Annotated in this window: 11 protein-coding genes; 7 read left to right on the top strand and 4 right to left on the bottom strand. The window is 68.9% G+C overall.

The window, feature by feature from the left end; genetic code table 11:
* Positions 1–14: 14 nt before the first annotated feature.
* Genes IAE56_RS07945 through IAE56_RS07930 form a run of 4 tightly spaced genes read right to left on the bottom strand, consistent with a single transcriptional unit; the run spans position 15 to position 4,677 of the window.
* The gene (locus IAE56_RS07945) at positions 15–1,034 is read right to left on the bottom strand and encodes a spore coat U domain-containing protein (RefSeq protein ID WP_200752147.1); all 1,020 of its coding nucleotides are present in this window, start codon (positions 1,032–1,034) and stop codon (positions 15–17) included.
* A complete protein-coding gene (locus tag IAE56_RS07940; protein ID WP_200752146.1) occupies positions 1,031–3,376 on the bottom strand; it encodes a fimbria/pilus outer membrane usher protein in 2,346 nt (781 codons plus the stop codon). Before IAE56_RS07940 ends, IAE56_RS07945 begins: the two co-directional genes overlap by 4 nt.
* A 28-nt stretch (positions 3,377–3,404) precedes the next feature.
* The gene (locus tag IAE56_RS07935; protein WP_200752145.1) at positions 3,405–4,139 is read right to left on the bottom strand and encodes a molecular chaperone; all 735 of its coding nucleotides are present in this window, start codon (positions 4,137–4,139) and stop codon (positions 3,405–3,407) included.
* A gap of 10 nt (positions 4,140–4,149) precedes the next feature.
* On the bottom strand, positions 4,150–4,677 hold the full coding sequence (locus IAE56_RS07930; RefSeq protein WP_200752144.1) for a spore coat U domain-containing protein: 528 nt from the start codon (positions 4,675–4,677) through the stop codon (positions 4,150–4,152).
* A gap of 239 nt (positions 4,678–4,916) precedes the next feature.
* Here IAE56_RS07930 and map point away from each other — a divergent pair, with 239 nt between their 5' ends.
* The 7 genes from map to asnB all read left to right on the top strand — a co-directional run bounded on the left by map (position 4,917) and on the right by asnB (position 13,840).
* Entirely contained in the window at positions 4,917–5,693 is a 777-nt protein-coding gene (gene map, locus IAE56_RS07925) for a type I methionyl aminopeptidase (RefSeq protein WP_234455961.1), read from the top strand.
* Between the two features lie 2 nt (positions 5,694–5,695).
* Positions 5,696–8,323, top strand: a complete 2,628-nt coding sequence (locus tag IAE56_RS07920) for a [protein-PII] uridylyltransferase (RefSeq protein WP_200752142.1) — start codon at positions 5,696–5,698, stop codon at positions 8,321–8,323.
* Positions 8,323–9,372, top strand: a complete 1,050-nt coding sequence (gene dapD, locus IAE56_RS07915) for a 2,3,4,5-tetrahydropyridine-2,6-dicarboxylate N-succinyltransferase (protein ID WP_200752141.1) — start codon at positions 8,323–8,325, stop codon at positions 9,370–9,372. Before IAE56_RS07920 ends, dapD begins: the two co-directional genes overlap by 1 nt.
* 2 nt (positions 9,373–9,374) lie before the next feature.
* Positions 9,375–10,241, top strand: a complete 867-nt coding sequence (locus IAE56_RS07910) for a hypothetical protein (protein WP_200752140.1) — start codon at positions 9,375–9,377, stop codon at positions 10,239–10,241.
* A 31-nt stretch (positions 10,242–10,272) separates the two neighbouring features.
* Positions 10,273–10,644 carry an arsenate reductase gene (locus tag IAE56_RS07905; protein WP_174213496.1) on the top strand — a complete coding sequence of 124 codons (372 nt, stop codon included), beginning with the start codon at positions 10,273–10,275 and terminating at the stop codon, positions 10,642–10,644.
* A complete protein-coding gene (dapE, locus tag IAE56_RS07900; RefSeq protein WP_200752139.1) occupies positions 10,641–11,768 on the top strand; it encodes a succinyl-diaminopimelate desuccinylase in 1,128 nt (375 codons plus the stop codon). Before IAE56_RS07905 ends, dapE begins: the two co-directional genes overlap by 4 nt.
* Positions 11,769–12,148: 380 nt before the next feature.
* Entirely contained in the window at positions 12,149–13,840 is a 1,692-nt protein-coding gene (gene asnB, locus IAE56_RS07895) for an asparagine synthase B (protein WP_200752138.1), read from the top strand.
* The last annotated feature ends 119 nt before the right edge of the window (positions 13,841–13,959 follow it).

The raw sequence follows: 13,959 nt of genomic DNA, 5'->3' as shown, positions 1-13,959 counted from the left end.
CCCGTCGTGCCGCCTCAATAGGTAATGGTGACGGTGATGGTGTCCGAATAGGCGCCAGGCGGTGTCGACGTGCCCGCCGCAGGGGGCACGCGGCCATAGATGGTCAGGTTCTGCGCTGCGCCGGTGCCCGTGCCGCTGGCCGTGGTGCTGTTCAGCACGTTGCCCCAGCGCTGGGTGCGTGCCGCGTCGCGGTAAAGCTCGTAGGGCAGCAGGGCGCCGCTGCTGCCGACCCGCATTCGCCGGTTGCCGGATCCATCGGCATGGGTGCCGTTGTCCAGCCCGATCTGGAACGGGCTGCGGTTGACGCAGGTCAGGCTGAAGACGGCGGTGCGGTCGATGTTCGCGACAACCGTGCCGGTGTTCACGCCGAAATTCATTGGCGCGGTCACATAGGCGCCGCATGCCGGGTTGACCGTCGCCGTGGCGGTCAGGGTCATGGCCGCCGCCTGCAGGTTCGAATTGCCGGTCACCGCAGGGGGTATCTGCAGGCAGGAGGTAGGGAAGGGCGGGGTGCCCAGCAGCGGCTCGTTGTAGGCGTACTGGAAGGTGGCGGCCAGGGCGCTGCTGAACGCGCCTGCCGACAGCACCTGGTTGGCGGGGTAGCGCCCGTACAAGGTGAATGAGGCGGTGCCGGAGCCGCCCAGCAAGGGCACCGGATACTGCATCTGGTAACTCACCCATGTCGGGCTGGTCGCTGCGCTGCTGCCGATCACCGCGGTCCGCGCTGCATCGCTGTAGATCTGGTAATTCAGCCGGTCGCCGAAGCTGTTGGCCATCGTGCGCCACGGAGAAATGGCGGTACCACCGCTCCCGGCCGGCAGCCCCAGGCAGAAGGTCACGCGCGCGTTGGCGAGCAGTGCGACAGCGCCGGTGGTGCAGGTCACGCTGAAGGTGGTGCTGGTATCGACCAGCCCATTGGACACCGGGCCGAAAGCCAGGGTCGGGCTGGACAGCGTGCAGGTGGTGGCCGCACGGGCAGGGAACGCCAGCGTGGCCAGGCCGCACAACAGCAACAGCAGCAGCACGCGGCTCACGGTGAAGGCTCCGGCAGGCAGCGCAGCGGTGGCGAGCGGCGCGAGGTGCTGGCCGGCATCTGCACATGGCAGCGTCCGCGTTCGCTTTCGATCAGCAGCCGCGGCGGCTCGCCGGTGAATTCAACCCAGGCCTGGCCATCGTGGCCCACCACGGTCGGGGTGGCGCCCGCGCCGCTGATCCGCGCACCCAGCGGCAACGGCTGGCCGTGTTCGTCGAGCAGGGTCAGCATCGCGCCGCGGCTGTGCACCAGCTTGAAATCCACCCGCATGCCGGCGCCCTGGCGCGGGGTGGCGAAGGTCTCCACCCGCTCGGCACGCATGTCCGCAGGAAGATCGAGGGTGTCGATGCCCAACCGGTTGCGCTGCCAGGACAGCAGCGGCGTCACCAGCAACAGCCCGTTGCGGTTGGTCACCCCGACCGGCCGGTTTTCCAGCGTGACCGGAATGCCCGGCCGACCGGTGGACACCACCGCGAATGCGTCGGGTACCTCGCGGGCCGCAAACACGCTGCCCGCCATCCACACCAGGCTGCCACTGGCGTTGCCATAGGCGAAGGTCTGGCCGGCATCGCGGGACAGCCCGGCAGAGTAGCGGCCGTGGCTGCCCAGCGCGCCGATTTCCGCCAGCCCGCCGTCGTCGCGCGCCTGCAGGCGCCAGCCCGGCCCGCTGCGGCTGCCATCGCCGGGTACGGGCCGCATCACTTCGGCACTGGCGCGGTCGACATCGCCATTGCGCTGCACCGCCAGCGTGGCCTGCCGGTCCTCTCCCAGGCGGGTGCCCAGTGACAGGTAGATGCTGCGGTTCTGCCGCTGGTCGATGTCCTGGGTGGCGGACAGGTACGCATTCCAGCGGCCGAAGCTGCGCGACCAGAACAGACTGAGGTAGCGCGTGCGGGTGTAGGGCAGGCCGGGACCGGGTGCCGGTTGCGGTGCATCCAGCACCGGCAACGCCTGGTCCAGCCTCAGGTAGCTCAGGCTGACCGTGCCCAGCCGCTGCAGATCCACGCCGAAGCTGGCCTGCTCGCTGACGCGCGGTGGCAGGCTGTCCTGCAGGCTGCCCAGGTCGCGGTAGTCGCCGGAGGTGCGGCGGCTGGCCAGGTTCACGTTGAACCGGCGGTTGTTCCAGTTGTAGCCCATGCCGTATTGCCGGCCCCGGCGCTGGCCATCCTGGCTTTCGCTCCAGTTGGCGCTGAGCACGCCGGCCCTGCCCAGCAGCCACGCTCCGCCCAGGCCTGCATTGAGGACGCCGCCACCGCCTTCGGCATGGGCTTCAAGGGTGAATTGGTTGTTGATGCCGCGCCGCAGGGTGGCGCTGGCGACCGTGTCGCTGTCGTAGCGGAACGAGTGGACGCCGAAGTCGCGTCGCAGGCGGCCGATGCCGGCGGACCAGTCGGACAGCCCGGCGGCCAGCAGCTGCTGGGTGCCGTAGAACGAAAAGTCCAGCGTCTGCATGCGGCCGAACGCATCGGTGACCACCACCTGCGCCGTGCCGGTGCCGCTGATGCCCGGCTGCGTCGCAAGCTGGAAGGGGCCGACGGGAACCTGCCCGCCGTACTGGCGCAGGCCATCGACGTACAGCTCGACGTTGGAGGGAACCACCGCTTCACCCAGGAACGAGGGGGTAGGGGTGAGGACACGGTAGGGCTGCAGCCCGTAATTGCGCCCGATCTGGATGCCGGCCATGCGGGCCGGACGCGACCATTCGAGGAATCCGCTGTAGAAGTCGCCCACGGTCAGGCTGAGGGCCTGGTCCGGAAGATCCAGGCGCCAGCTCGTGTCCAGCCTGACGGATTCGTGCTGCCAGCCTTCACCGGGCAGCTGGTAGGTGCGCATCAGGCCGGTGCTGCGCAGGCTGCCGCGGCCGACGCCGAACAGGCGCACGTCGGTATTGAGGCTGAGATTGCCCAGTCCGTCGCTGTGGCTGGCATAGACGTCGTAGTTCAACGCCATGCCGGGAGACGACTGCGCGGTCGGAGTACCCTGTTCGCTGCGCCCCAGCCGGGCGGTGGGAAGCTGCAGCAGATTCAGCGGAACCTGCAGGTCCAGGATCTGCAGGCCGGCGTCGTAGTGCACGACAACCCCGGCGATCTGATCCAGGTAGACCGGGCTCTCGCCCTGCACGGGGAAGCCGAGCTGGCGCAGGGTCGCCGCCGGTGCCTGCAGCCGTCCGCCCAGCTCATCGAAACGCAGCAGCCCGCGCGGTGCCTGGTTCACGGTGGTTTCCAGGTACAGCGCCTGGCTGGCGGTCAGCGGCGTGGGGGGCGGCAACAGCGCATCGGCAGCAACGTCCATGGACTCGGCGCCCGCATCACGGGCCAGCGCCTGCCCTGAAAGCGACACCATGCCGCTGCAGCAGGCCAGCACGCAGGCCTCAGCGAGCCGGCGGCGTGGCGGGCAATGGCGTCGGCTCCGAGCCACCGTTGATCCTCGCGCTGAAGGTGCCGCCCTGCAGCTGCGCAGGCGGCGGCTGCAAGGGCCAGCGCATGGTCTGGCCCGGCAGCACGTAGCCCACCAGTCCATCCATCACCGGCGTGCGGCGGCCGCCGACGACCAGACCGAGATCGGCGATCTGGGCCTGTCCCTGGCCGCTGTTGCTGACCTCCAGCTGCGCCTTCGCGGTGCCGTCCTGCACCAGTCGCGCGGACAGCAGGGGCTCGGGCGGCTTGCCGGCAGGCTGCACCACGACGGGGATCGAATAGCGCAGGACGAACTGCATGCCCTGCCGCGTGGGGTCGTAGGCGGGGATTTCATCGACGATCACGCGGTACGCCTGCTGCGTGGCGGGCGCGGTTTCGTCCGCCCGCACCAGCCGGATCAGCTGACGCTGGCCGGCCGCCAGGGCCTGCATCGGTGGGCTGGCCAGCAGCGCCTCGGTCGGCGTCAACTGGTCACGGCCGTCGACCTGCTGCCACTGGAAAACACGCACCTGCACCTGCACCGTTTCCGTGCCGCTGTTGCTGATCCACAGCGCCTCGGCGTTCTGCTGCGGCCGCAGTTCGAACTGGGTGGGAGACACCTGCAGGCTGGCGGCCGGGCAGGGGCGCGCGGGCAGGGCCAAAGCAACCCACGCCAGCATCCGCAGCCAGCGGTCGGTACGCAGCACCATCAGCGCCACCTCAATAGGTGATCGTGGCGGTGATGGTGTCCTGGTAGGCGCCCGGAGCGGCGTTGTTGACGCTCGGGTTGGCCACCTGGCCGTAGACCTGGTAGACCTGGTTGGCGCCCGTGCCGGTCGCTGCCTGGGTATTGGTTCCGGTGGTCGAGCCCCAGACGACGCTGTGGCCGGCGTCCTGGTACAGCTGGTAGCCGACGAAGTTGTTGGCGGTCACCCCGGTATCGGTGTTGCGCATGCGCCGCGTGGTCACATCGGCCGCGGTCCCTGCATTGAGGCCGGCGTTGAGCGCGATCGTGTAGGGGGTGGTCACGCTGCACTGGGCGGTCAGCGTGCCCTGGGCATTGAGCGGGGTGGTGGAACTGGCATCTGCGGCGCCGAAGTTGACGTTGGTCGCGGCCGCTGCGGTGATCGTGCAGGCCTTGTTGATCGTCAGCAGGACGTTGAAGGTCGTGGTGTCGGCAGCCGTTACGGGGCCGGCCAGGAGCAGGGCCACAGCCCAGGTGAGCGGGGAACGGACTGCAGATCGCATGGACAACCTCCCTGACCCGAGGGTCTGTTGAACAGGACGGTGCGGCACGTTCTGAGCCGCGTTGACGACGGTCCCGTTCAGCCTAGGCCGGGTAAGTGTCTGTATTCAGTGATATTTGCGTCTGACAAAGCGCGGGGTGGGTCACGTTTTCACGGTCCTTGCCGGATCCGTGCATCGTCAGTACGCCCAGTTGGGTGGCGTTCGTTCAGATTGCGGCCGGATCGGCGATAATGGGTGCCATGAGCGTGAATCTGAAAACCCCGCAGGAAATCGAGGCGATGCGCATCGCCGGCCGCCTGGCCAGCGAAGTGCTCGACATCGTCACCCCCCACGTCAAGCCCGGTGTCACCACCGAGGAGCTGGACCGCATCTGCCACGACCACATCGTGAACGTGCAGGGCGCCACGCCGGCCAACGTCGGCTACCGCGGCTTCCCCAAGAGCGTGTGCACCTCGGTCAACAATGTCATCTGCCACGGCATCCCCAGCGAAGGGAAGGTGCTCAAGGACGGCGACATCATCAACATCGACGTCACCGTCATCAAGGACGGCTGGCACGGCGATACCAGCCGCATGTACTTCGTCGGCACGGCGTCGGTGATGGCCCGCCGCCTGGTCGAAGCCACTTACGAAGCGATGTGGCGCGGCATCCGCGCGGTGCGTCCGGGTGCGACCCTGGGCGACATCGGCCATGCCATCCAGAGCTATGCCGAAGGCGAGCGTTTCAGCGTGGTGCGCGAGTACTGCGGCCACGGCATCGGCAAGGTCTACCACGATGAGCCGCAGGTAGTGCATTACGGCCGCCCGGGCCAGGGCCTGGTGCTGCAGCCCGGCATGACCTTCACCATCGAGCCGATGATCAACGAGGGCACCCGCTACAACAAGGTGCTGCCGGACGGCTGGACCGTGGTGACCAAGGACCGCAAGCTGTCGGCGCAGTGGGAGCACATGATCGCGGTCACCGAGACCGGCGTGGACGTGCTGACCCTGTCGCCGGGCGAATCGCAGGTCTCCTGACGATGCTGCCGGCGGGTTCACTGCTGGACGCGCCGGCCGATTCGCTCGAGGATCCCGAATGGGCGTCTGCCGCACGGCAGGCGCTGCAGCAGGCCGATGCGCGCCTGTACCGCCGCTTCGACCAGGGCGACAACATCGAGCGCCTGATCGCGCTGCGCGCGCGCGCAGCCGACCACCTGATCCGCCTGGCCTGGCAGCGCTGCGTGCCGGCCGGCAGCGGGTTGTCGGTGTTCGCGGTGGGTGGCTACGGCCGCGGTGAACTGTTCCCGCGCTCGGACATCGACCTGCTGGTGTTCGGTGATGCGCCTGCGCAGCTGGCCCATGAGGCCGGACTGTCGCGCCTGTTCGCACTCCTGTGGGACTGCGGCCTGGCGGTCAGCCATGCCGTGCGTTCGGCGGCGCAGTGCCGCGAGGCTGCCGCCGACCAGACCGTGCTGACCGCACTGATCGAAGCCCGCCCGATCGTGGCCGACGATGCGGCCCGGCGCGCGCTGCGCGGGGCCATCGACGACCGCGAACTGTGGCCGGCACGCACCTTCTTCCTGGCCAAGCTGGAAGAGCTGCGCAACCGCCACCAGCGCTTCGGCGATACCGCCGACAACCTGGAGCCGGACCTGAAGGACGGCCCCGGTGGCCTGCGCGACCTCAACACGCTGGGCTGGATGGCGCTGCGCGCCTTCGGCGTGCGCGACCTGGAAGCGCTGGTCGGACTGGGCCACCTGGGCGCCGATGAAGCGGCCGCACTGAAGCGCGAGCGCGCGGTGCTGGCACGCCTGCGTTTCGGCCTGCACCTGGTGGCGCGCCGCCCGGAAGAGCGCCTGCGCTTTGATTACCAGAAGACCCTGGCCGCGCGCCTGGGCTTCGAAGACGACGCCGAGAACCTGGGCGTCGAGAAGATGATGCAGGGCTTCTACCGCGCCGCGCTGGTGGTGCGGCGGATCAGCGACCGCCTGCTGCAGCGCTTCGAGGAACAGTTCGATGGCGAGGCACAGCCTGAACCCCTCACCGTGGGCTTTTCGCTGCGCCGCGGCTATCTGGCCGCCAACGATGCCGAGTGGCCCTGCGGTGACGTCGGCCAGGTGTTTGCCCTGTTCGCCAGCTGGGCCAACAACCCGCAGATTCGTGGGCTGCATTCGCTGACCGCACGCGCGCTGGCCGAGGCGTTGCCGCTGCTGCCGGCCTACGACCGCGCCGATGCCAATGCCCGCGAACAGTTCATGGCCCTGCTGCGCGGCCAGCGTCCGGTCGACACGCTGTCACGCATGGCGCGGCTGGGCGTGCTCGGGCAGTGGATTCCCGCCTTCGCCCAGGTCAGCGGGCGCATGCAGTTCGACCTGTTCCATGTCTACACGGTCGACCAGCACACGCTGATGGTCCTGCGCAACATCGGCCTGTTCGCCAGCAGCCGTGCCGACGAACGCTTCTCGATCGCCCACGAAGTCTGGCCACGCCTGCGCAAGCCCGAGCTGCTGCTGCTGGCCGGCCTGTTCCATGACATCGCCAAGGGCCGCGGCGGCGACCATTCCGAACTGGGGGCGGTGGACGCGCGTGCGTTCTGCCACGCCCATGCACTGAGCGGCAGCGATACCGAACTGGTGGCCTGGCTGGTCGAGCAGCACCTGCGCATGTCGGTGACCGCGCAGAAGCAGGACATCGCCGATCCGGTGGTGATCCATCGCTTCGCCACCCTGGTCGGCAGCCGCGACCGCCTGGACTACCTGTACCTGCTGACCTGCGCCGACATCGCCGGCACCAGCCCCAAGCTGTGGAACGCGTGGAAGGACCGGCTGCTGGCCGATCTGTACTTCGCAACGCGGCGCGCACTTCGCGATGGACTGGAGCACCCGATGCCGGCCGCCGAACGCGTGGCCGAGGCGCGCGACAGCGTGCGCGCGCTGGTGCGCGAGCAGGGCTACGACGACGCCACCATCGACCGCCAGTTCGCGGTGATGCCCGACGAGGGCTTCATGCGCCTGCGCCCGGAACAGCTGGCCTGGCAGGCCTCGGCGCTGGTGCCGATCAAGCAGGGCCACACCCTGGTGAAGGTGCGCCGGATCAGCGTGGACGACCCCGCACTGGAGGTGTTCGTGCACTCGCCCGACCGCGATGGCCTGTTCGCCGCGATCGTGATGACCCTGGACCGCAAGGGCTACGGCATCCATCGTGCACGCGTGCTGGATGGCCCGTCGGACACCATTTTCGATACCTTCGAAGTGAGCCCGGCCGACACCTTCGCCGATGGCAGCAGCGCCAACCTGGAAGCCGCACTGCGCGAAGCGCTGGGTGGCGACCTGACCCTGCTGCGCCCGTCGCGACGTGTGGTGCCCCGCCAGCTGCGCCACTTCCGTTTCGCCCCGCGCATCGAGTTCCGCGATGAACCCGGCGCGACCCGATTCGCCCTGGTCGCCCCCGACCGCCCCGGCCTGCTGGCCGACGTGGCGTTCGTGCTGCGCAACCAGGGCCTGCGCGTGCATGACGCGCGCATTGCCACGTTCGGCGAACGCGCCGAAGACACCTTCGTGATCAGTGACGAACACGACCTCCCCCTGACCGAACCCGCCCGGCAGCAGCTGCATGACGCAATGCTGGCCTGCCTGGACCCTGATCGAAACGCCGGAGACCCCACCTGATGGCCACCAAGCCCGTGAAAAAGACTGCTGCGACCGCCAAGAGCGCAGCGGCGAAGAAGACTGCCGCACCGAAGAAGGCCGCCCCGGCCAAGGCACCGGTGAAGAAGGCCGCTGTTGCGAAGAAGCCGGTCGCGAAGAAGGCCCCGGCCAGGAGCGCTGAAGCCGCACGCGCCGAAACCATCGCCCGCAAGTCGCTGCGCAAGCCGCCGGTGCCGGGCGTGGAAGAACTGAAGTTCGGCATCGAAAGCGCCTTCGAGCGCCGCGCCACGCTGACCCTGCACGAGCTGGAAGGGTCCACCCGTCCGCTGGTCAACCGCGTGATCGATGGCCTGGAAACCGGCGAATTCCGCGTCGCCGAGCCGGACGGCCACGGTGGCTGGAAGGTCAACGAGTGGCTGAAGAAGGCCGTGCTGCTGTATTTCCGTGTCAACGACATGGCCGTGGTCGACGCGCGCCCGGCGCCGTTCTGGGACAAGGTCGAATCGCGCTTTGCCGGCTATGACGAAGCGAAGTTCCGTCGCGGCGGCGTGCGCGTGGTGCCGGGTGCGATCGCCCGTCGCGGCACCTACTTCGGCAAGGACGTGGTGCTGATGCCGAGCTTCACCAACATCGGCGCCTACGTCGGCGAAGGCACCATGGTCGACACCTGGGCCACCGTCGGTTCCTGCGCGCAGATCGGCCAGCACTGCCACCTGTCCGGCGGCGCCGGCATCGGCGGCGTGCTCGAGCCGCTGCAGGCCAGCCCAACCATCATCGAAGACCACTGCTTCATCGGTGCGCGTTCGGAAGTGGTGGAAGGCGTGGTCGTCGGCCACCACAGCGTGATCGGCATGGGCGTGTTCCTCAGCCAGAGCACCCGCATCTACAACCGTGCCACCGGCGAGATCACCTACGGCTACATCCCGCCGTACAGCGTGGTGGTGTCCGGCTCGCTGCCGAGCAAGGACGGCACCCACTCGCTGTACTGCGCGGTGATCGTCAAGCAGGTCGATGCCAAGACCCGCAGCAAGACCAGCGTGAACGACCTGCTGCGCGGCCTGGCCGACTGAAGGTGACTGCGCCGGAGGACCTGGCGCCGTCGGCGATCTACCGGCATCCGTCCGACAACCTGTTCGGACGGGTGCTGCCGCGCCTGTTGCATGCCCCACGGTGGACCCGGCTGCGCCGCGCGCTGTCGCGGCGCTGGCCGATGCCCATGCTGGCCAGTGACGTGCGCGATGTGGTCTACGTGAGCTGGTGGGTGGATGTGCGGCACGCGCCGCCGCCGCCCCCCGGCCATCATTACGTCGTGCATGAAGGGCGCACGCCCTACACGATCCTCAGCTACCGCCACGGCCACTTCGGCCCGCGTGCGGCCGGACCGCTGCGTGCGCTGATGCCCTCGCCACGGCAGAGCAACTGGCGCTGGTACCTGCGTCGCGACGACGCTCCGCAGGGAGCGCCGGTGGTGCTGTTCGACCGCAACGTGATGGACCAGCTGGCCTTCGTGGCCGGCGCGCGCGCGTTCAGCGATGCCATGCAGCCGCATCTGTCCACGCGCTTCGAGCATGGGGTGCGCGCCGATGGCGGTGGACACACCCTGATCGAAGGCGGGCAGGGCAGTGCCCCGGGCCTGCACCTGCAGTGGCGCGCGGCCGAAGGTCCTGCGGCCGATGCATTGGTCACTGCGTTCGGTGGTCGTGACGCCCTACTGCGCTTCCTGACCTGCCAGGACGAGGCCATTGCCCGCACCTGCGACCAGCGTTGGGCCAGCACCCGCATCGATCTGCCGGTGGACATCGCCCAGCTGCAGCCGCTGCAGCTGCAGGGCGAGCTGCATTGCCCGCGCCTGCAGGCGATGGGCGTGGACCTGGCCGAGGGGCTGGCCCTGCGCCTGCCATCGGTGCCGTTCCGGGTCGTGTCCGAGCGCCTGTTGTGAGATTCTGGCCCTCTGTTTTCCTGCATCACAGATGGCCATGAGCACCACTGTCTACGGTTTGAAGAACTGCGATACCTGCAAGAAGGCGACCAAGTGGCTGGACCGCTTCGGCGTGCCGTACACCTTCGTCGACTACCGCGACAACAAACCCAGCCCGGAAACCCTGCTGGAGTGGGCCGCGCAGCTGGGCGGCCTGGCCGCGATGGTCAACAAGTCGTCCACCACCTGGCGGCAGCTGCCGGACAACCGCAAGGCGGCTGATTCGGATGCCGAGTGGAAGCTGCTGCTGCGCGAGTACCCGCAGCTGATCAAGCGCCCTGTCGTGGTGACCGCCGACGGCACGGTCAGCCAGGGCTTCAGTGACAACGGCTTCAAGGCACGCTTCGGCGTGGGTGGCGCGTGAGCGCCGTCCTCGACCTGACCTGCGACCTGATCGCGCGGCCGTCGGTGACGCCGGATGATGCGGGCTGCCAGGCGCTGCTGTCCGTGCGCCTGCAGCAGGCTGGTTTCCAGTGCGAACATCTGCGCCTGGGCGAGGTCGACAACCTGTGGGCGACCCACGGCAGCGGCGCACCGGTGCTGGTGCTGCTGGGCCACACCGACGTGGTGCCGCCGGGCCCGCGCGAGGCGTGGCAGAGCGATCCGTTCACCCCGGAGATCCGCGACGGCGTGCTGTACGGCCGTGGCACCGCCGACATGAAGGGCAGCGTGGCGGCCTTCGTCATCGCCGCCGAGCAGTTCGTGGCCGCGCATCCTGACCATGCCGGCACGCTGGCCGTGCTGCTCACCAGCGACGAGGAAGGCGATGCCATCGACGGCGTGCGCCATGTCGCGCGGCTGTTCTCCGAGCGTGGCCAGCGCATCGACTGGTGCATCACCGGCGAGCCTTCGTCGACGGTGACGCTGGGCGACCTGCTGCGCGTCGGCCGCCGCGGCAGCCTGTCGGCCAAGCTGCGCGTGCAGGGCGTGCAGGGCCACGTGGCCTACCCGGACAAGGCGCGCAATCCGATCCACCAGGCGGCGCCGGCGCTGGCCGAACTGAGTGCGCGGCGCTGGGACGAGGGCTATGAGAGCTTCCCGCCGACCAGCCTGCAGATCTCCAACATCCATGCCGGCACCGGCGCCAACAACGTGATTCCCGGCGAGCTGGAGTTGGATTTCAACATCCGTTACAACCCGCACTGGGATGCGCCGAAGCTGGAAGCGGAGATCAGCGCGTTGCTGGACCGGCACGGCCTGCAGTACACGCTGAAGTGGCACCGCAGCGGCGAGCCGTTCTACACGCCGGAAGGCCCGCTGCGTGCGGCCGCGCGCGCGGTGCTGGCCGAACACATCGGCCGTGCCCCGGAAGAGAGCACTGGCGGTGGCACCTCCGATGCGCGCTTCATCGCACCGCTGGGTGCGCAGTGCATCGAAGTGGGGCCGGTCAACGCCAGCATCCACCAGGTGGACGAGAACGTGCGCGTGGACGAGCTGGAGGCCCTGCCGGGCCTGTACCAGCGGCTGGTGGAGCGCCTGCTGGTGTAACCCCGCAATCCCGCCCGGGTGGGTGCCGACCCCGCAGTTGGTGGGTGCCGACCGTTGGTCGGCACGGCTCCTGTGGTTGCCAACGCAACTGTTGCACGGCCCCGGAAACCGCGATACGGTCAGTGCCATGTCGATCCACCTGGCCACCGCCGTCAACAATTCCAACCGCAATAATCTGCGCGGGAATAACCGTGCGCGCAATCGTGCGCGGCCGATGCGGGACTGCGCCCTGGGTAGATAGAAGCAACATACGCCCGGACACCAGAAAACCCGCATCGGCCGATGCGGGTTTTTTTGTGCCCGGGCGCAGCCCTCCCGGGCCAGGTTGGCCGGTCGAACACCTTCCCCCCGTGTAATCCCCCACAACAGGAGCGCCACCCATGTGTTCGATCTTCGGAATCTTCGGCCTGCAGGCCGGTGACGATCTTCCCGCCCTGCGCCGCCACGCGCTGGAACTGTCGCAGCGCCAGCGCCACCGCGGCCCGGACTGGAGCGGCGTGTACCTGGACGAAGGCGCGCTGCTGGTGCACGAACGCCTGGCCATCGTCGACCCGGCCGGCGGCTCGCAGCCGCTGCTGTCGGCCGACGGCCAGCTGGCCCTGGCGGTCAATGGCGAGATCTACAACCACCAGGCCCTGAAGGCCGCGCTGACCACCGCGTACGACTTCCAGACCGGTTCGGACTGCGAGGTGATCAACGCGCTGTACCGCCAGGGCGGCTCGCCGGCGCAGTGGCTGGAACAGCTCAACGGCATCTTCGCCTTTGCCCTGTGGGACCGGGATGCCGGCCGCGTGCTGGTCGCCCGCGATCCGGTCGGCGTGGTGCCGCTGTACTGGGGCCACGATGCGCAGGGGCGCCTGCGCGTGGCCTCGGAAATGAAGGCGCTGGTGGATTCCTGCGCCGACGTCGCGCAGTTCCCGCCGGGCCACTACTACGACAGCGCCAGCGGTGAGCTGGTGCGCTACTACCGGCAGGCGTGGCGCGAATACGCCGACGTGGAAGGCCGCCAGGCCGACCTGGCCGAACTGCGCCAGGCCTTCGAACAGGCGGTCGAGCGCCAGCTGATGAGCGACGTGCCGTACGGCGTGCTGCTGTCCGGTGGCCTGGATTCATCGCTGGTGGCCGCCGTGGCCGCGCGTTACGCACGCCGCCGCATCGAGGATGGCGGCCAGAGCGAAGCCTGGTGGCCGCGCCTGCACTCGTTCGCGATCGGGCTGAAGGGCTCTCCCGATCTGGCCGCTGCCGCCATCGCTGCCGAAGCGCTGGGCACCGTCCACCACGGTTTCGAATACAGCTTCGAGGAAGGCCTGGACGTGCTGCCGGAAGTGATCCGCCACATCGAAACCTACGACGTCACCACCATCCGTGCCTCCACGCCGATGTTCCTGCTGGCGCGCCGGATCAAGGCGATGGGGGTGAAGATGGTGCTGTCCGGCGAGGGCAGCGACGAGATCTTCGGTGGCTACCTGTACTTCCACAAGGCGCCGGATGCGCGCGAATTCCACCAGGAACTGGTGCGCAAGCTCGATGCCCTGCACAACTACGACTGCCTGCGCGCCAACAAGTCGATGATGGCCTGGGGCGTGGAGCCGCGCGTGCCGTTCCTCGACCGCGAGTTCCTCGACGTGGCGATGCGTTTCGATGCCGCGCACAAGATGGTCGGCGCCGGTTTCGGTGGCCGCCGCATCGAAAAGGCGGTGCTGCGCGAGGCCTTCGATGGCTACCTGCCCGACAGCATCCTGTGGCGGCAGAAGGAGCAGTTCAGCGATGGCGTCGGCTACGGCTGGATCGATGGCCTGAAGGCGCACGCCGAGGCGCAGGTGAGTGACCGCGTGCTGGCAGCGGCCGACAAGCGCTTCCCGCACAACCCGCCGCAGACCAAGGAGGCGTACTACTACCGCCACCTGTTCGAGCAGTTCTTCCCGAGCCGTGCCGCGGCCGAGACCGTGCCGGGCGGCAAGTCGATCGCCTGTTCCTCGCCGGCCGCGATTGCCTGGGATGCCAGCTTCGCCGCCGCCGCCGACCCGTCCGGCCGCGCCATCGCCGGCGTCCACGAGCAGGCCCTGGCCTGATCTTTCCGCCAGGCATGGCCCGGCGCTACCGGGGAAGGGTAGCGGGGGGGGCCCCGCCCCGCCCCCCCCCCCCCGCCAACGGTCCGCACCTACCCGACGGCCCCTCAACGGTCGTTGAG

It is taken from the genome of Stenotrophomonas sp. S41, assembly GCF_016624625.1.
GTDB lineage: Bacteria > Pseudomonadota > Gammaproteobacteria > Xanthomonadales > Xanthomonadaceae > Stenotrophomonas.
The sequence above is the reverse complement of the archived record's forward strand: the minus strand, read 5'-3'. Positions and strand labels throughout refer to the sequence as shown.

Bases quoted from the DNA above. Each gene is read 5' to 3' on its own strand.
- IAE56_RS07940 (WP_200752146.1), bottom strand. From the start codon at position 3,376: ATGGTGTCGCTTTCAGGGCAGGCGCTGGCCCGTGATGCGGGCGCCGAG.
- IAE56_RS07930 (WP_200752144.1), bottom strand. From the start codon at position 4,677: ATGCGATCTGCAGTCCGTTCCCCGCTCACCTGGGCTGTGGCCCTGCTC.
- IAE56_RS07920 (WP_200752142.1), top strand. From the start codon at position 5,696: ATGCTGCCGGCGGGTTCACTGCTGGACGCGCCGGCCGATTCGCTCGAG.
- dapD (WP_200752141.1), top strand. From the start codon at position 8,323: ATGGCCACCAAGCCCGTGAAAAAGACTGCTGCGACCGCCAAGAGCGCA.
- map (WP_234455961.1), top strand. From the start codon at position 4,917: ATGAGCGTGAATCTGAAAACCCCGCAGGAAATCGAGGCGATGCGCATC.
- IAE56_RS07935 (WP_200752145.1), bottom strand. From the start codon at position 4,139: ATGGTGCTGCGTACCGACCGCTGGCTGCGGATGCTGGCGTGGGTTGCT.
- IAE56_RS07905 (WP_174213496.1), top strand. From the start codon at position 10,273: ATGGCCATGAGCACCACTGTCTACGGTTTGAAGAACTGCGATACCTGC.
- asnB (WP_200752138.1), top strand. From the start codon at position 12,149: ATGTGTTCGATCTTCGGAATCTTCGGCCTGCAGGCCGGTGACGATCTT.